The 17,981-nt window shown below is 72.6% G+C and carries 13 protein-coding genes; 11 read left to right on the top strand and 2 right to left on the bottom strand.

All coding sequences use genetic code 11. The annotated features are described in order from the left end of the window. Window positions 1–54 precede the first annotated feature (54 nt). From ACIQ7D_RS28975 to ACIQ7D_RS28945, 7 genes are read left to right on the top strand one after another with little or no spacing between them, the layout of a single operon-like run. Complete coding sequence (locus ACIQ7D_RS28975) at window positions 55–1,770, top strand: SagB family peptide dehydrogenase (RefSeq protein ID WP_403942453.1); 1,716 nt, start codon at window positions 55–57, stop codon at window positions 1,768–1,770. Window positions 1,771–1,791: 21 nt separating this feature from the next. Further along, window positions 1,792–4,701, top strand: a complete 2,910-nt coding sequence (locus ACIQ7D_RS28970) for a lantibiotic dehydratase (protein WP_403942450.1) — start codon at window positions 1,792–1,794, stop codon at window positions 4,699–4,701. Further along, the gene (locus tag ACIQ7D_RS28965; protein WP_403942448.1) at window positions 4,689–5,783 is read left to right on the top strand and encodes a lantibiotic dehydratase C-terminal domain-containing protein; all 1,095 of its coding nucleotides are present in this window, start codon (window positions 4,689–4,691) and stop codon (window positions 5,781–5,783) included. Before ACIQ7D_RS28970 ends, ACIQ7D_RS28965 begins: the two co-directional genes overlap by 13 nt. Next, complete coding sequence (locus tag ACIQ7D_RS28960) at window positions 5,780–6,892, top strand: peptidase M50 (protein ID WP_403942446.1); 1,113 nt, start codon at window positions 5,780–5,782, stop codon at window positions 6,890–6,892. The genes ACIQ7D_RS28965 and ACIQ7D_RS28960 overlap by 4 nt, the downstream gene beginning before the upstream one ends. A gap of 47 nt (window positions 6,893–6,939) precedes the next feature. Further along, the gene (locus ACIQ7D_RS28955; RefSeq protein WP_403942514.1) at window positions 6,940–7,923 is read left to right on the top strand and encodes an ATP-binding cassette domain-containing protein; all 984 of its coding nucleotides are present in this window, start codon (window positions 6,940–6,942) and stop codon (window positions 7,921–7,923) included. Further along, window positions 7,920–8,675 (top strand): ABC transporter permease, encoded by a 756-nt coding sequence (locus ACIQ7D_RS28950; protein ID WP_403942443.1) that lies wholly within the window; start codon window positions 7,920–7,922, stop codon window positions 8,673–8,675. Before ACIQ7D_RS28955 ends, ACIQ7D_RS28950 begins: the two co-directional genes overlap by 4 nt. Beyond that, complete coding sequence (locus tag ACIQ7D_RS28945; protein WP_403942440.1) at window positions 8,672–10,678, top strand: TOMM precursor leader peptide-binding protein; 2,007 nt, start codon at window positions 8,672–8,674, stop codon at window positions 10,676–10,678. Before ACIQ7D_RS28950 ends, ACIQ7D_RS28945 begins: the two co-directional genes overlap by 4 nt. 90 nt (window positions 10,679–10,768) lie before the next feature. On the opposite strand, the gene ACIQ7D_RS28940 is transcribed toward ACIQ7D_RS28945, so the two are convergent. Further along, on the bottom strand, window positions 10,769–10,945 hold the full coding sequence (locus tag ACIQ7D_RS28940) for a thiazolylpeptide-type bacteriocin (RefSeq protein ID WP_399298319.1): 177 nt from the start codon (window positions 10,943–10,945) through the stop codon (window positions 10,769–10,771). Between the two features lie 192 nt (window positions 10,946–11,137). On the opposite strand from ACIQ7D_RS28940, the gene ACIQ7D_RS28935 reads away from it, so the two are divergent. Further along, complete coding sequence (locus ACIQ7D_RS28935) at window positions 11,138–12,415, top strand: amidohydrolase (RefSeq protein WP_403942438.1); 1,278 nt, start codon at window positions 11,138–11,140, stop codon at window positions 12,413–12,415. A gap of 217 nt (window positions 12,416–12,632) precedes the next feature. Beyond that, window positions 12,633–13,547, top strand: a complete 915-nt coding sequence (locus ACIQ7D_RS28930; RefSeq protein WP_403942436.1) for an MHYT domain-containing protein — start codon at window positions 12,633–12,635, stop codon at window positions 13,545–13,547. A 104-nt stretch (window positions 13,548–13,651) separates the two neighbouring features. Here the strand turns inward: ACIQ7D_RS28930 and ACIQ7D_RS28925 are convergent, their stop codons facing one another. Then, complete coding sequence (locus tag ACIQ7D_RS28925) at window positions 13,652–14,431, bottom strand: FadR/GntR family transcriptional regulator (protein ID WP_403942434.1); 780 nt, start codon at window positions 14,429–14,431, stop codon at window positions 13,652–13,654. A gap of 267 nt (window positions 14,432–14,698) precedes the next feature. Between ACIQ7D_RS28925 and ACIQ7D_RS28920 the strand changes: the two genes are divergently transcribed. Together ACIQ7D_RS28920 and ACIQ7D_RS28915 are read left to right on the top strand one after the other, a co-directional pair. Next, the gene (locus tag ACIQ7D_RS28920) at window positions 14,699–16,069 is read left to right on the top strand and encodes an MFS transporter (protein ID WP_403942432.1); all 1,371 of its coding nucleotides are present in this window, start codon (window positions 14,699–14,701) and stop codon (window positions 16,067–16,069) included. A 1-nt stretch (window position 16,070) separates the two neighbouring features. After that, complete coding sequence (locus tag ACIQ7D_RS28915) at window positions 16,071–17,969, top strand: dihydroxyacetone kinase family protein (protein ID WP_403942430.1); 1,899 nt, start codon at window positions 16,071–16,073, stop codon at window positions 17,967–17,969. Window positions 17,970–17,981: the final 12 nt, after the last annotated feature.

The following is a 17,981-nucleotide window of genomic DNA, read 5'->3' as shown; positions in this document are numbered from 1 at the left end:
TACCACCGTCTCCCGCCGTCCAGCCGAGAACCGTCCAGCAGAGAGGAGGGTCCCGTGGGCTACGCCCATGACTACGCGGCCGCGATCATGCAGCGCGGCAGGATCCCTATGGAGCCCGCCGACTTCGTCCCCGACTGGGCGGACCGGCCCAGGAAGGCGAAGTTCTACCCCGGTGTCGAGTCGTTCCCGCTGCCGGACCCGGACATCCCCGCCCAGGCCACCGTGGCGGCGGGCTGTCCAGGCCCCCGCGGCCCTCGCGGCGCCGACGACGCGGGTGAACCCCCGCTGCCCTCCCGGGCGTTCACCCTGGACACGCTCTCCGGGATGCTGCGGGACTCCTACGGGCTGACCGGGCGCCGGCTCGGCGTCCAGACCAACACCGACCTCGCGGCGCTGCCCCACTACACCGAGGCCAACTGGTCGCGCGGCACCGCCTCGGGCGGCGGACTGTACCCGGTCGGTGTGTACTGGGTCTCCGGCCCCAGCGGGCCGCGCGCCCCCGGCATCCACTACTACAACGCACACCACCACGCCATGCAGCGGCTGCTCACCGGTGAGGTGACCGGCGAGGTACGCGCGGCGCTCGGCGACACGGACGGAGCCCACGACCAGTTCCTCGTCCTGGGGATCAAGTACTGGCAGAACGCCTTCAAATACAACAGTTTCTCCTTCCACGCGGTGACCATGGATCTCGGCGCGATCCTCGGGACCTGGCGTCTCTGGGCCCGTGCGCAGGGGCTGAGTGTCGAACCCGCGCTGTGGTTCGACGAGAAGAGGCTGAGCCACTTGCTGGGCGTGAACAACGAGGAGGAAGGCGTCTTCGCCGTCGTCCCGCTGTCCTGGGACGGCGCGGAGTCGCCCCCCGCCGCACCACGACCCGCCGGGCCACGACCTGCCGCACCACCCCCCACCGCGCCGCGCCCCGTCGCTCCACCGCCCGCCGTCGGGGAGGCGCCCGGCGCCGCCCCGGCCGTCCGGCACACCGACAGCGAACGCTCCCGTACGGTCCTCGACTTCGAGACCCTGCGGCGCATCCACACCGCGACGACGGAAGCGGCCACCGACCGGCCCGCGCCCGGCGCGCTGGCCCCGGCGGCCGCCGTACCGCCCAGGGCGACCGGCGCCCCCGTCCCGCTGCCCGCGCCCGAACTGCCGGCGGTCACCGTCCGCGAGGCCCTGCGCGAACGCCGCAGCAGCTTCGGGCGCTTCGACGCCGGCCGCCCCGTCACCCCCGCCCAACTGGGCGCCACCCTCCACGCCTGCTCCGCCGCCTCCCTGGGCAGCGAGGCGGAACGGCCCGCGTCACCGGCCGCCACCGGCACACCGGGCCTCGTCACCCAGTACGCGTTCGTCAACCATGTCGAGGGCGTCGAACCCGGCGCGTACGCCTACGACCCCACCGCCCACGCCCTGCTCCCGGTGGTGTCCGGGCCACCGGGACCCTTCCTCCAGCGCAACTACTTCCTCTCCAACTACAACCTCGAACAGGCCGGTGTGGTGATCGTCCCGACCATCCGCACCGCCGCCGTCCTCGACGCCGTCGGAGACCGCGGCTACCGGCTGGTCAACGGCGTGATCGGAGCCGTCGCCCAGACCTTCTACACCGTGGCCACGGCGCTCGGCCTCGGGGCCGGTGTCGCCCTCGGCTTCGACAACATCTCGTACATCGAGGAGCTGGGCCTCGAACGCACCGGCGAGAAACCACTGCTGATCATGCTGCTCGGCAACGAGCGGCCGCGCCCGGCCGACTTCCGCTACGAGATCGTCTGACCGGGAATGGGGGAATCCGTCATGACACCCGGCACGGACACACGCCCGCCGCCTACCACCACCTGGCAACCCGGACGCCGCTTCATGCTGCGCGTCGCGGGACTGCCGGTCGAATCCGTCCGCGCGCTGCGCTGCGTGGACAGCCGCCGCTGGGCGGACGAGGTCCTGGAGGCCGAGGAGCGGCTGCGAGGCAGGGGCGCCGCGCTCGGCGACCTCCTCCACGCCCTGGTGGGGACCACCGGCACCGACCCGGACGGGGAGGGCGCGGCACACCGCCGGCGCCTGCTCGCACTGCGCCGCCAGATCTTCAACAACCGGCTGCCGGCCGACCCCGAGGCCGCCCTGCGCCTGGTCGGCGCGCTCGACCCGGACGCGGTGGAACCGACCGCGGAATGGCTGCGGGACCGCCGTCTGCTGGAGAAGCTGCGGACCGAGGGCGCGCCGCTGCTCACCGCGGACCTCGCCAGGACGCGCGCCGCGCTGCGCGGGCTGCTCGCCGAGGACCGGCTCCGCCACGGCCTCCAGCTGGCCTCCCCGACCCTGGAAGGGCAGCTCGACGGGTATCTGGCGCAGTCGGGGAGCGGCGCGGTTCCCGACCGGCGGATGCGCAAGATCGAGCGGTCGGTGCTCTCGTACCTCTACCGGACGGCGTGCAAGACCAGCCCCTTCAGCACCTTCACCGCCGTCGCCGCCGGTACGTTCGCCGCCGGTACGTCCGACGGCGCCGACGACGCGGACGACGACGGGGACGAGCCGTCGCACGACCCGGCCGCCGTCCACCTCGGTGAGCGGTGGACGAGCCATGTCCGGCTCAATGTCGTCGTGCTGGCGCGGTTCGCCGAACTCGTCCTCGCCGACCCGCGGCGGCGGGGCGATCTGCCCGTACGGCTGGCCTCGGGCTGGGAACGCGACGGCGACCGGGTCAGGTACGTACGCCAGTGGATCACCACGGGCGACGACTCGGCGGCCGTCACCTTCGACGCGGTGAAGGACCGGCTCTTCTTCCTGCGCCGCAGCGGCACCCTGGACAGGCTGCTCGGCCTCTTCGACGGCGGCGCCGAACCGCGCTACCGCGACCTGGTCGACCGGCTCCGTACCGAGCACGGTGCCGAGCCCGCGCACTGCGAGACCTATGTGGCCGCGCTGCTCCAGCTCGGGATGGTCCGGGTGCCGTGTCTGGACACCGATGTGCACAGCCCCGATCCGCTGCGGTCCTTCCGGAACTCCCTGACCGCCCTCGGACGCCCCTGGGCCGACGGGCTCGCCGCCGCGCTCGAAGGCCCCCTGCGCGCCATCGACCGCTTCCCCGCGGCCGACCGGGCCGGGCGGGGGGAGCTGCTGAGGGAGCTGCGTACCGGACTGCGCGCCGCGCAGCGCGGGCTCAGCGGCGGCGAGGCCGCCACCCTGCCGCAGACCCTGCTGTACGAGGACGTCAGCGCGGGCCGCGACCTCACCTGCGGACTCGACGCCTGGACCGGACCGGGCGGCGGGGCCCTGCGCTCCGTCGAACGGATCCTGCCCGCCTTCGACCTGACGCTCCCGCAGCGCATCACGTTCAAGGGCTTCTTTCTGGCGCGCTACGGCGCCGGCGGCCGGTGCGACGACCTCCTGGGGCTCGTCCACGACTTCCACGAGGACTTCTTCGACCAGTACCTCTCGTTCTCCGCCAGGAGACGTCCGTTCGACGACCGGGGCGCCTATGTCCCGGAGGAGAACTGGCTCGGCCTGTCCGGGATCCGCGCCCTCGACGCGGCCCGGCGGGAGTTCACCGAGCGGATGCGGCAGGCGTGGGACCGGGGCGGTGACACCGCGGAGGAGATCCGGCTCGGGGAGCGGGACCTCGCCCTTGTCGCGGACGAACTCGCGCCGGTCGCGGGCGACTTCGTACCCCAGTGCCACCATCTTCAACTCGCGCGGTCCGAGCGGGACGGCGCGCCGCTGATCGTGCTCAACCGCTCCTACGGCGGGCTCTCCTTTCCCTTCAGCCGGTTCACCCACGTCTACGACACCCCCGACGAGGAAGGGCGGCCGGGCACCTTCTCCGCGGCGCTGCGCGACACCGCCTCCGCCGTCACCCCCGAGGGCGCCGTGCTGGCCGAGATCACCGGGGGAGCGGTCACCAGCAACCTCAATCTGCACAGCCCGCTCACCGGCCACCAGATCGTCTGCCCCGGCGAGTCCAGCTCCGTGCCCGTGGAGCGCCGTATCCACCTCGACGACCTGTACGTCGAGCACGACACCGCCACGGACCGGCTGGTCCTGCGCTCGGCGCGGCTCGGCCGCGAGGTGATCCCGGTGTACCTCGGCTATCTCGTGCCGCTCGCCCTGCCCGAGATACCGCGCACCCTGCTGCTGATGTCGCCGACCTCGATGGCGCCCCTGGACATGTGGGGCGGTGTCCCCGAGGGCGCGGTGCGTGACGGTGTCACCTCGCGTCCCCGGGTGGTGCACGGCGAGGTCGTCCTCAGCCGCCGGAGCTGGACGACCACGGCCGGCGCACTGCCCGTACGCCGTCCCGGCACCGGCTCCGGGGCCGGGGCGGCGGATCAGGACCGGTTCCTGGCCTGGCAGCGCTGGCGGCGCGCCCACGCACTGCCCGACCGGGTCTTCGCGACGGTGTCCGGCGGCCCCCGGGGCGGCGCGGGCGCCAAACCGCAGTACGTGGACTTCGACAGCATCCTCTCGCTCACCGCCTTCGAGGCGCTGCCGGACCACCCGGACGACCGGATCGTCCTGCGCGAGATGCTGCCCTCCGAGGACGGACTGCATGTCCGCTCGGCACGCGGACACCACGTCGCGGAACTGGCCGTCGAAACCTTCACCACGAACACGAACACGACCACGATGACGAGCGCGGCCACGACCGGGATTTCGCACCCGGTCCCGTCTCCGGACCGACCGACCAAGGGCGCACCGACATGCCAGAGCTGACCCCCGTCCTCCCCGGCGCCGGCCCTTCGGGCGACTGGCAGGCCCTCCACATCTTCTACGCGGCCAACCCGCAGCCCCTGCTGGTGAGATGCGTGCAGCCCCTGGTGACGGAGCTGACCGCCGACGGCCTGCTCGCCGGGCACTTCTTCATCAACTACTGGCTGGAGGGCCCGCACGTCAGGCTGCGGCTCAAGCCCGCCGACGCGGCCGCGACCCCCGAGGTCGTCCGCCGGGCCGAGGAGGCCGTCAGCGGCTTCCTGCGCACGCGGCCCGCGCTCTACGAGGTGGACTCCGGCTTCCTCAACGAGTTCTACAACACCCTGTTCGAGATCGAGTTCCCGGAAGGCGACCGCGGCGCGTTCATGGACGCCGACGGCCGCATGAATCTGCGCCCCAACAACTCCTTCTCCCACGAACCGTACGAGCCCGAGTACGGCAAGTACGGCGGCCCCGCCGGGATCGAACTGGCCGAATGGCACTTCGCCCACTCCAGCACCCTGGTCATGGACGCATTTCGCACCATGAACCTGCACTTGCGCACCGTACTGCTCGGCACCGCCGCCCAGTTGATGATGGTCATGGCCGGCGCCTTCCTGCCCGAACGGGACGAACTCGGCGCCTACCTCGACCGCTACTACGAGTTCTGGCACACCGCGTTCCCCGGCACCGGCTTCATCGGCTCGAAGGAGTACGACCGCAACTACGCGGAGCTGGCCCCCGGGCTCGCCCGCCGCTTCACCGGTATCCGGCGGGCCGTGCGGACGGGCGAACTGGAGCGGCTGCCCGTCCTGCTGCGCGGCTGGGCCGCACACTGCCTCGAACTGCGCGGCCGGGCAGAGGAGTTGGCGGTCGGTGGCGAGCTGGTGTTCCGCTCCTGGGACGGCGCACGGGACGAACGGGTGACGGACCCCGCCGTCGCCCTGCCGCTGCTGCTCTCCCCGTACATGCACATGACCAACAACCGGCTCCATGTCACCATCCGCGACGAGGCGTATCTGTCGCACGTCCTCGGCCGGGTCCTGCGCGAGGAGGCGGCCCCCGGCGCCGCTCCCGGCGCCGGCCACCGGGCGGCGGCCCGATGAGCACGCCCCCGGGAGAACTCCTCTCGCACCGGCCGGCGTTGAGACCGGACATCCTCCTCAGCCCCGCGCTGCTGCACGGCGCCGCCACCGTGCACCTCATCAAGGAACCGGCGGCGGGCGCGTCGTTCGAGGTCGGGGAGAAGGAGTACTTCCTGATCTCCCGGCTCGACGGGGTGCGCAGCCTCGCGGAGATCGGCGAGGAGTACGCCCGGACGTACGGCAGACGGCTGGCCGCACCGCACTGGCAGCGCCTCCTCCACCTGCTCGGCGTCCGGGGCCTGCTGGCCGGAGGGCCGCCCCGGCCGACGCCGGAACCCCCCGCCCGGGGGCCCTTCGAGGGGACCCTGCTGCGCGGCACCCTGCGGCTGGTCGCCGACGCCCACGCCACCACCACCCGGCTGCACCGGCTGCTGCGCCCCGCGCTGCGCACCCCCGTCCTGCTCCCGCTCGCCGCCCTGACGGTGGCGATGGAGGTCCTGCTCGCCGCCCATCTGCCCGAACTCGCCCGGGACACCTGGTGGCTGGTCAGGCAGCCCGTCGCGCTGGTGGCCGTCCTCACCCTGCTCTGGCTCTCCACCGCGGCCCACGAACTGGCCCACGGGGTCGCCGCCCGCCACCACGGCGGGACCGTCGGTGAGATCGGGGTACGCTGGCGGCTGCCGATGGCCGTCATGTACTGCACCGTCGACAACTACCGCTATCTGCGCCGCCGTCGGCACCAGCTCGCCGTCGCGGGCGCCGGCGCCTTCGCCAATCTCCTGTTCCTGCTGCCGTTCCTCGCCTGGTGGACGGCGCTGGAGCCGGGAGACGCGACCCGTCGCGTCCTGTCGGGGCTGCTGCTGCTCGGCAGCGTCCAGGCACTCGTCAACTTCCTCCCACTGCCTCCGCTCGACGGCTACACGATGCTCGGCCACGCGCTGCGCGTCTCGTCACTCGCCCCGGAGAGCGGACGCTATCTGCGGCTGCGTCTGCGGGGCGGACCGGACGCCGCCGCGTATCCGCGCCGGGCCAGGACCCTCTACCTCGGCTATGCCGTGGGATCGGTCCTGCTCGTCGCTCTCGTCCTGGCGGCCCTGACAACAGGGCTCGTCCTCCTTCCAGTTCACTGATCCACAACCCCAGAGGGGCGCAGAACCACATGAGCGAGGCCAGGACCATGGCGTCCGTGCCGCACGAGTCAGCCGCCGATCCGGCGATCGTCGTCGAGGAGATACGCAAACGATACGGCGGCCACCAGGCCGTGGACGGGGTCTCCCTGGAGGTCGGACGCGGGGAGTTCTTCGGGCTCCTCGGCCCCAACGGCGCGGGGAAGACCACCCTGGTCGAGATCATGGAGGGCCTGCGCCGTCCGGACTCGGGCACCGTCTCGGTGCTCGGCCGGGCTCCCTGGCCCCGGGACGTCACCCTGCTGCCCCGGCTGGGGGTGCAGACCCAGTCGTCGGCCTTCTTCGTACGGCAGACCGCCCGCGAACACCTCCGTACCGTCGCCGCCCTGTACGGCGCCGGACGGGAGGACGCCGACCGCACCCTGGAGACGGTCGGGCTGACCGACCGGCGCGACGTACGCGTCGAGGACCTGTCCGGCGGGCAGCGCCAGCGCCTCGCCATCGCGTCCGCCCTGGTCCACGGACCCGAGGTGATCTTCCTGGACGAACCCACCGCCGCGCTGGACCCGCAGGCCCGCCGCGACCTGTGGGAGGTACTGCGCGGACTCAAGAGCGAGGGCCGCACCATCGTCTACACCACTCACCACCTGGACGAGGCCGAGGCGCTCTGCGACCGTGTGGCGATCCTCGTCGGCGGCTCCGTCGTCGCCCTGGACTCCCCGCACCACCTGGTCACCGCCACCGCGGCGCCGACACGCCTGATGATCCCCGTCGAGCGGATGACCCCGGACGACGCGGCGGGCATCCCGGGGGTCGACCGGGTCACCGTGCAGGGAGGCTCCCTGGTCCTGGAGACGGCGTCGTCGGGCAAGGTCCTCCAGGCCGTCGACGCGCGCATCGGCCTGGACGGCGTCCAGACCCGCACCGCGACGCTGGAGGACGTCTACCTCCGGCTCACCGGCACCCCGCACACCGGCGCCGCGAACACCTCCACCGACACCGCACACACCGACACGACGGAGCAGCAGGGATGAGCGCGTACGCAAGCCTGACGGGGGCCGGCTACCGGGCACAGATCCGGGACAAGGCCACCCTCTTCTTCACCTTCGCCTTCCCGCTGCTCTTCCTGGTCGTCTTCGGGCTGATCTTCCGGGGCCAGGAGGTCGAGGAGACCGGACGCCCGTACATCTCCTACATCGCTCCGGGCGTGATGTCCTGGGGCGTGGCCAACGCCGCCGTCTTCGGTGTCGCCTTCACCCTCATGCAGTGGCGCCGTGACGATCTGCTCCGGCTGATCCGGATGACCCCGACCCCGCTCACCTCGGTCCTGGCCTCCCGCTATGTCCTCGCCCTCGGGGTGGGCGTCGTACAGGCGGCGGTGTTCGTCGTGGTGGCCATGGCGCCGCTCTTCGGTCTGGAACTGGACGCCCGGTGGCCACTGGCGCTGCCCGTACTGGTGCTCGGCATCACCGCGTTCCTCACCATCGGCGTGGTCATCGGCTCGTACGCCCGTACCCCCGAGGCGGTCGCGGCCATCGCCAACTGCCTCATGGTGCCGATGGCCTTCGTCTCCGGCTCGTTCCTGCCGCTCGACATGATGCCGTCCTGGCTCCAGGCATTCTCGCGGGTGCTGCCGCTGCGCTATCTCAACGACGCGGCGTCCGCGGCCCTCACCGGCCGGGGCGGCCTCGGCGACATCGCGCTGGGCTGCGGCGGACTGGCCGTGTTCACCGTGGTCTTCGGGGCGATCGCGCTGAAGACGTTCCGCTGGAGCAACGCGGCATGACGGCCGGGACCGCGGAGACGGCGGACACCTCGACCGGCCCCGCGCGGCCGTCCCCGGACGACCGTGCCCCCCTGACGGCGGCGTGCCGCCGGCTCCGGCGGGCGCTCGCCGCGCGCCACCCACAGGCCGCCGGACCGGCCGCGGCGCCCACCGTGGTGCCGCTGGGCGCCGCCGATGTCCTCGGCCACCGCGGCGGCGACCCCTTCGCCGCGGTCCGCCCCGCCGCCACCGTCCATCTCACCTCACGCGACGTGCTGGTGGGCCCCTGGGGCGGCGACGGCACCGCGCCCGCCTGCGGCCAGTGCCTGGCCATGCGCTGGCAGCGGCTGCGCACCCGTACCGAACGCGACGCGCTGGAGACCGGCTCCGGCACCCGCGCGGCCGGGCCCTGGCCGGATCTCACCCCGTACGTGCTCGACGCGGTCGACGCGCTCCACCGCGCCGTGATCCGCACGGGCCGGGTGGATCCGCCGGGGCCCGGCGCCGCCGACCGGTCCCTGCCCCAGGTGTCGCGGCTGGATCTGGCCACGCTGGAGATACGGACGTACCCCCTGCTCGCCGATCCGCTCTGCCCGCACTGCGGTCCCGGCGCCGCCGGAAGGGACGCGGACGCCGACGGCGCGCCGCTCACCCTGGTGAGCCGGCCCAAACCCGACCCCGGCGTCTACCGGCTGCGCCCGGCCTCCGCCTACCCGATGCCGGTGGCCGCGCTCGCCAACCCCGTCTCCGGGGTGCTCGGCGCGGGCACCTGGATGAATGTCACCTCGCCCACCACCGCACCGGTCGCGGGCAGTGTGTTCATGCGCGGCTACGCGGGACTCACCGACGTCACCTGGAGCGGCCAGGCCAACGGCTTCGACGCCAGCCGCGACCTCGCCTTCCTGGAGGGGCTGGAACGGTACGCGGGCACCCACCGGCGCACCGGAGGCGCCCCCGTCGTCGCGGCCTACCGCGACCTCGGCGACACCGCGCTCTCGCCCGCCGACTGCGGCTTCTACCCGCCCGAGACCTACCGCGACGACCCGATGGTCAGCCCCTTCGACCCGGACAGGCCCATCCCCTGGGTCCGGGGCCACTCGCTGCGCGACGACCGCCCGATCCTCGTCCCGGCCCGACTCGTCCACTACAGCGCGGGCCTCGCCTCCGACAACTTCGTCTTCGAGTGCTCCAACGGCTGCGCCATCGGCGGCAGTCCGGAGGAGGCGATCCTCGGCGGTCTCCTCGAACTCGTCGAACGGGACGCCTTCCTGCTCGCCTGGTACGGCGCCACCCCGCTCACCGAGATCGACCTCGGCTCGGTACGGGACCGTACGGTACGCACCATGATCGACCGGGCCGCCGCGCAGGGCTACGACGTCCACGCCTTCGACAACCGGATCGATCTCGCCGTACCCGTCGTCACCGGTCTCGCGGTACGGCGCGACGGCGGCCCCGGCACCTTCTCCTTCGGCGCCGGCGCCGGCCTGGACCCGACGGCCGCCCTGGTGGGCGCCCTCTCCGAAGTGCTCACCTACATCCCGCACCTGCCCCGCCAGGTGGCCGAGCGCCGCGCCGAACTGGAGGCCATGGCCGACGACTTCGGGAAGGTCCTGCATCTGAAGGACCACGCCCAGCTCTACGGGCTGCCCCGGATGGCCGAGCACGTCCGCGGCTATCTGGAACCGCCCGCCGTCCGGCCGGCGGACGAGATCTACCGGAGCTGGGAGGAAGGGCCGCGTCCGCGCACCGGCGACCTGCTCGACGACGTGACACACTGCCGCGACGAACTCGTCCGCGCGGGCCACGACGTGATCGTCGTCGACCAGACCACCCCGGAACAGCGCCGGATGGGGCTGTGCACCGTGGCCACCGTCGTCCCCGGGCTGCTGCCGATCGACTTCGGCTGGTCGCGCCAACGGGCCCCGGGCATGCCGAGACTGCGCACCGCCGCCCACCGGGCGGGACTGCGCACCCGGGAGCTGACCGAGCCGGAGATCCGTCTCGTACCGCACCCCTTCCCCTGAGCCCGCACCGCGGGCGCGTACACACACGGACGGGCGGCACCCGCGCGGAAGGTCGCGGGTGCCGCCCGTCCGGTCACGGAGCGGCCTGGATCAGGCGCTGCAGGACGTGGTGCTCGTGGTGGAGGAGCACGTCGACGTCGAGCTGCAGCTCGTGGAGCCCGCGAGGACGACCTCGCTGGCGTCCGAGTAGTCCGAGATCTCGAAGGTCTCCGACTCCAGCTCCATGATCTCGTCGGCGAGCGAGGCGAGGGCGTTCTTGTCGGCCATGGTGACTCCTTGGTGTCCGCGCCAGGCCCCCGAGGGGTTCCCCGGTGGTCCTGTGCCGTGCTGCTCCGCGGCGGCGCCGTGGTGCCCTCGTATTCCAGCCGAACCCACTGCCACCTCGGCCGGTCTTCCACTGACCGGTCGTGTCAGCGCTCTGCACGCGGTACGCGGCCGGCGTGGCGCACGATGGGCCGGATGAGCCCCGTCGCGTACCCCGGAGAGAACACCCCCGTCCTGGACGGAGTGCGCGAAGTCCTGCGCCCGGCCGTCGCGTTCTGCCTCGATCTGCACCAGCACCCCGAACTCTCCGGCGAGGAACGCCGTACGGCGGCCAGGCTGGGCGAGTGGCTGCGCCGGGCGGGATACGCGGTGACGGGCGGCATCGGCGGGCACGGCGTCGTGGGGGTGCTGCGCAACGGCGACGGCCCCCGCGTCATGATCCGTACGGAGCTGGACGCGCTGCCCGTCACCGAACGGACCGGCCTGCCGTACACGAGCAGCGGCCCCGTCGCGCACGCCTGCGGCCACGATCTGCACATGGCGGCCGTCGCGGGCGCCGCGTCCCTGCTGGCCCGGGGCCGGGAGAGCTGGCGCGGCACCGTCGTGGTCGTCGGCCAGCCCGCCGAGGAGACCCTGGCCGGGGCGCGGGCCCTGCTGACGGACGGGCTGTACGAGCGGTTCGGGCGGCCCGACACCGTACTGGCCCAGCACACCGCACTGTTGCCCGCGGGCATGGTCGCCCACGGCTACGGGCCGATGCTGGCGGGGAGCGCCGGTGTCGAGGCCGTCGTCCACGGCCGGGGCGGCCACGCGGGCACCCCGCACCTCGCGGTGGATCCGCTGGTCACCGCCGCCGCGGCGGTGCTGCGGCTCCAGGGGGTGGTCTCCCGCGAGTGCGCCCCGACCGAACCGGCCCTGCTGAACGTCGGCTCCCTGCACTCCGGGACGGCCGGCAACCTCGTCCCCGACCGGGCGACGCTCGGCATCACCGTCCGCGCCCTGTCCGAGCGCACACTCGACCGGATGACGGCCTCGGTGGAGCGGATCGTACGGGCCGAGTGCGCCGCCTCCGGCTGCCCCAGGGACCCGGAGATCCGCACCGTCTCCCGCTCCCCGGTCACCCATCCCGACCCGGCCGCCACCGACGCCGTACGCCGGGCCCATGTGGGCCTCTACGGCCCCGAGCGTGTGGCGTCCTGGCCGCCGTCCATGGCGACCGAGGACTTCTCCCTGTACGGGGACGCGGGCCTCTCCGCGCACGGAGAGGAGGGGATCGCCCTGGCGTACTGGATGTTCGGGGTGGTCGGGCCGACGGTGTGGGCACGGACGCCGGGCACGGCCGAGGAGAAGCTCGCCGCCCTCCCGCCCCACCACTCCCCGGAGTTCGCCCCGGACATCCGTACCGCGCTGCCCACCGGCATCACGGCGATGACCGCCGCCGCGCTGTCGCGACTGCGGACCGAGGGTTTCTGACGCGCCGTCGAGCGGGGTGCGCACCCCGGGCCGTACCACCGGAGCGCGGGACAAGTGCGGACATCGGTCGATGTACCGGCTCCTGCGCTCGGTAGGCCGGACACCTTTATCAACAAGTGATCGGAGAGATGTTTTTCGCCACCTCTTATGGCCCTAGTGTCGCCATGAGCACACACTATCTGCACATATATCTCACGGGGGGAAGGACGCATCGCGTATGCGGGGCACCGTTGATGGGTTCACCTACGGCGCCGTCACACCGGTGGCGGCCTATCTCATGGCAGTTCTCGGCGGGGCCCTGGGGCTCCGCTGCACCACCAGGTCGCTGCGGACCGAGCAGTCCTGGAAGCCCGGCTGGCTGGCGCTCGGCGCGACCTCCATCGGTTCGGGCATCTGGACCATGCACTTCATCGCCATGATCGGCTTCCAGGTCAAGGAGGCGCCGGTCAGTTACGACGTGCCGACGACCGTCCTCAGCCTGGTCGTGGCGATCGTCATGGTCGGGGTGGGGATCTTCATCGTCGGCTACCGCGGGGCGACCCGCGCCACGCTGACCACCGCCGGGACGATCACCGGCCTCGGTGTCGCGGCGATGCACTACATCGGCATGGCCGGAATGCGACTGCACGGACGGTTCGACTACGAGGCGACGACCGTCGTGCTCTCGGTCGTCATCGCCGTCGTCGCCGCGACCGCCGCGCTCTGGGCAGCGGTGTCGATCCACGGCTTTCTGCCCAGCCTCGGCGCCGGCCTCGTGATGGGCGTCGCCGTGACCGGGATGCACTACACGGGCATGGCGGCGATCGGTGTGCATCTGCAGGGCGCCACCGGTGGATCGGCGGGCGGCGGTTCACCGGCCTCGATCATGTTCCCGATGCTGCTCGGCCCGGTCGTCTTCCTGGTGCTGGCGGGCGTCGTGGTGATGTTCGACCCCCTCCTCGTCCTCGGCGAGGGCGAATGGGACCAGCCGACGGGCAGGAAGCCCGTACGGAACGACACCACGTCCCGGCCCGTCTGGCCGCCCGTGTACGACGAGGCGCCCGGCGCCAGGGCCCCGGAGCCCACCCCGCCCCCCGCCCCGGCGCGGGGCCCGCACCGGGGCAACGGTCCCCGGGACCCGTACGACTGGTGATCGTCACCCGGTGACCGCGCCGCCGTGACCGGGTGCGGCCGAGCGCCGCCCCGCCTGCCACGGGGCGGCGCCTCAGAGGCTGTCGGGTGATCTTCGACCGGCTCTCATACGTTCGGCGCCGCCGTGCCGTCCGCCGGGCCGATGGACTCCCGCAGCCGGGCGCTGGCCATCCGCATGTGCTCGGCCATCGCCTCGTTGGCCGCGTCCGGATCATGGGCCCGGATCGCCGCCAGCACGGCGTCATGCTCGCACAGGGTGCCGCTCACGGTCCCCTCCAGATCGCTGACCCGCTCCATCCACACCTGGAGCAGCGCGCGGATGGAGTGCAGGATGTCGCTCAGCACCGAGTTCCTGGCGATGCTCGCCGTCTCCAGGTGGAAGGCGATGTCCGCGTCGATGAACGCCGCGACGTCCGTGCCGGCGTCCCGCATCCGCCGCAGATGGTCCTCCAGCCGCGCCACGTCCTCCTCGGTGGCGCGCTCCGCCGCCAGACGCGCCGACACGCCCTCCATGTGCGTACGGACCTCCACCAGGTCCTGGGTGCGCCGCTGTCCCAGCATCAGCCCCCAGTTGATGGCGCGCGGCAGGAACTCCGAGGTCCCCTCGCGCACGTACGAGCCGGAGCCGGGGCGGATCTCGATGATCCCGAGCACGTCGAGGGCCGAGAGCGCGCCCCGCACGCTGGACCGCGCGACGCCCAGGGCCTCGGCGAGCTGACGCTCGGCGGGCAGCCGGGTGCCGGGCTTGATGTCGCCCGCGGAGAGATGGTCGAGAAGCCGCTTGGCGACCTCGCTCACCGACGACTCGCGCACGACAGGACGCAGAAGCCGGGCGAGATCCGGCGAGGCAGACGATTGCTGATCAGGCTGACTGGTCACGGTCACCAGTACACCAGATGGGTGTTCCCGCTGTTCAAAGGTGTCCGGAACCCGCCTGTAGCCGAGTCGCCCCACCCCTTGTCAAGAGTGGCATGCGTCACTTTAAGAGTGACGCTCGCCACATTGGTCAATTGGTGACCAATTTTCTTCTGGGGGTTACGTTGAAGACACATCAGCCGGTGGAGCGGGTGCTGCGCTCTGTTTCAGCCATGATCCCCGCCGACTGTGACCCGAGTCCGGACAGAGCTGTCCGGCGCTGCCGAGGGAGTCACCATGGGTGCCACCGCGTTGCCGTCCGCGCCATCCGCCGTCGAGCGATCAGCGATCAAGAAGGTCTCGATCCGGCTCGTCCCGTTCGTGGCGTTGATGTTTTTTGTGAATTACCTCGACCGGACGGCGGTCTCCTTCGCGGAGCCGAACGGTATGGGGCAGGACCTGGCGCTCACCGCGGCGCAGTTCGGATTCGCCTCCGGGGTCTTCTTCATCGGGTACATCATCCTGGAAGTCCCCAGCAACATGGCGCTGCACCGCTTCGGTGCCCGCCGCTGGCTCGCCAGGATCATGGTCACCTGGGGCATCGTCTCCCTGCTCTTCACCTGGGTGCAGAGCAGTGAGCAGCTCTACACGCTGCGCTTCCTGCTCGGCGTCGCCGAGGCGGGCTTCTTCCCCGGGGCGATCCTCTTCCTGAGCCAGTGGGTGCCCAGCCGGCACCGTACGAAGGTGCTCGCGCTCTTCTACCTGGCCCAGCCGCTCACCACCGTCTTCGGCGCCCCGCTCGCGGGCTGGCTCATCGGCCACCACGGGCTGTTCGGCCTTGAGGGCTGGCGCGTGATGTTCCTCTTCGTGTCGATCCCCGCGATCCTCCTCGGCGTCATCGCCTGGTTCTACCTGATCGACCGGCCCGCCGACGCCAAGTGGCTCACCCCCGCGGAGAAGGAGTGGCTGACCGCCGAGCTGGCCACGGAGAACGCCGCCAAGACGGGCGCCGACGAGAGCCACGGCCGCGCAGCCCTGAAGGAGGCGTTCCGCAGCAGCCGCGTCTGGACCCTCGCGATGGTCTACTTCGGCTTCATCTACGGCCTCTACGCGCTCGCCTTCTTCCTGCCCACGATCATCGAGGGCTTCCAGGAGAGCTTCGGCACTTCCTTCAGCGTGATGGACAAGGCGCTGATCACCGCCATCCCCTACCTGCCGGCCGCCGTCGTCCTCTTCTTCTGGTCCCGGCACGCCACCCGGCACGGCACCAGGACCTGGCACGTCGCGGGGCCGGCCGTCGTCGGCGGTGTCTCCATCCCGATCGCCCTCTACATGGACTCCCCGGCCGCGACCATCGCCGTGATCACCGTGACGGCGTGCGCGATCTTCGCCGCGCTGCCCGTCTTCTGGTCGATCCCCTCCCGCTTCCTGACCGGCGCCGCCGCCGCGGCGGGCATCGCCCTCATCAACACCGCGGGCAACATCGGCGGCTTCGCGGCCGGCTACGTCACGGGCTGGCTCAAGGACTTCAGTGGCTCGTACACCCTCTCCATGTTCGTGGTCGGCGGCTTCATGCTCCTGTCGGCCGTCCTGATGGTCGTACTCGCCAGGCGCCGGCCCGCCCACCCCTCCGACCCCGCGGACCAGCCGCTTCTTGAGGTGCACTGACATGACCCGCCTGTTCAACGCTCCCGAAGCCTTCGCCGACGAGGCGCTCGAAGGATTCGTGGCGGCCCACCGCCGCTGGGTGCGCGCCGTCCCCGGGGGTGTCGTACGCTCCGCGCCGACCGCGCCCGGCCAGGTCGCCGTCGTCATCGGCGGTGGCTCGGGCCACTACCCGGCCTTCTCGGGGCTGGTGGGTCCGGGGCTCGCCCACGGAGCGGCGGTCGGCAACGTCTTCGCCTCGCCGTCGGCCCGGCAGGTCCGCACCGTCGCGCGGAGCGTCCACGCCGGCGGCGGCGTGGTCCTCATGTACGGCAACTACGCGGGCGACGTGCTGCACTTCGGACAGGCGGCCCAGCAGCTCACCGCCGAGGGCGTCGAGACCCGTACGGTCGCCGTCACCGACGACATCTCCAGCGCGAGCGCCGAGGAGCGCGACAAGCGCCGCGGGATAGCCGGTGACCTGCCGGTCTTCAAGGCCGCGGCCGCGGCGGCCGAACAGGGCCGCACCCTGGACGAGGTCGTCGCCGCGGCCCGGCACGCGAACGCGCGCACCCGCTCCTTCGGCATCGCCTTCGGCGGCTGCACGCTCCCCGGCGCCGAGGGCCCGCTGTTCACCGTCGCCGAGGGCCGGATGGCCGTCGGCCTGGGCATCCACGGCGAGCCAGGCATCGGCGAACAGGACGTACCGACGGCCGACGAGGCCGCCGAACTGCTGGTCTCCACCCTCCTGTCCGAACTCCCCGAGGGCGTCGAGCGGCCGCGCGGCGAACGCGCCGCCGTCATCCTCAACGGCCTCGGCACCGTCAAGTACGAGGAACTGTTCGTCGTCTACCGGCGGGTCGCCCAGCTTCTCGCCGAGGCCGGGGTCGAGGCCGTCGAGCCCGAGGCCGGCGAGCTGGTGACCAGCTTCGACATGGCGGGCATCTCGCTCACCCTCTGCTGGCTGGACGAGGACCTCGAAGCCCTGTGGACCGCCGGGGCCGACACCCCCGCCTACCGCAAGGGCGCGCCCGCCGCGCAGGCCGCCCCCGCCGCCGAGGCCGTCTCGGCTTCGGCCGGCGATGCACCGGCCGAAGCGATCCCCGCCGCCACCGAGGAGTCCCGCGCCACCGCGGCCACCGCGGTCGCCGCGCTCACCGCCGTCAGCGAGATCGTGGACGCCCACGCCGACGAACTCGGCCGGATCGACGCCGTCGCCGGCGACGGCGACCACGGCATCGGCATGCGCCGCGGCTCCGAGGCGGCCCGGCTCGCCGCCGTCGCCGCCGCGGACGCGGGCGCCGGCGCCCGTACGACGGTCAACGCCGCCGCCGATGCCTGGTCCGACCGGGCCGGCGGCACCTCGGGCGCCCTGTGGGGCGTCCTGCTGCACGCCGTCGGCACCGCCCTCGGCGACACCGAGAAGCCCACCGCGCGGACCGTGGCACACGGCGTCGCGGAAGCCTCCGCCGCCGTGCGGCGCCTGGGCGGGGCCGAGGTCGGCGACAAGACGATGGTCGACGTCCTCGTCCCGTTCGCGCGCACCCTCACCGACGCCACCGCCGAGGGCGCCGCGCTCGCCGACGCCTGGGACCGCGCCGCCACCGCCGCCGAACAGGCCGCGAAGGCCACCGCCGACCTCGTCCCCCGCATCGGCCGGGCCCGCCCGCACGTGGAGCGGTCCCTCGGCACCCCCGACGCCGGAGCCCACTCCCTCGCCCTGATCGTCCGCGCCGTCCACGGCGTCCTCAGGGCGTGTTCCGCGTTCTCCCGCGGCGTCGCGGCGCCTGGCACCAGCGTCTCCGGCGTTGTCGTCAGTCCACGACGCTCCGCGTCGCCTCCTTCCTCCGCCTTGGATCCACAGGCACCAAGCACCGCTCCTTCCTCCACGGGAGAACGCGGAACACGCCCTGACCACCGCTGAACACCCACGAGG

The organism is Streptomyces sp. NPDC096310, from assembly GCF_044763125.1.
GTDB lineage: Bacteria > Actinomycetota > Actinomycetes > Streptomycetales > Streptomycetaceae > Streptomyces.
The sequence above is the reverse complement of the archived record's forward strand: the minus strand, read 5'-3'. Positions and strand labels throughout refer to the sequence as shown.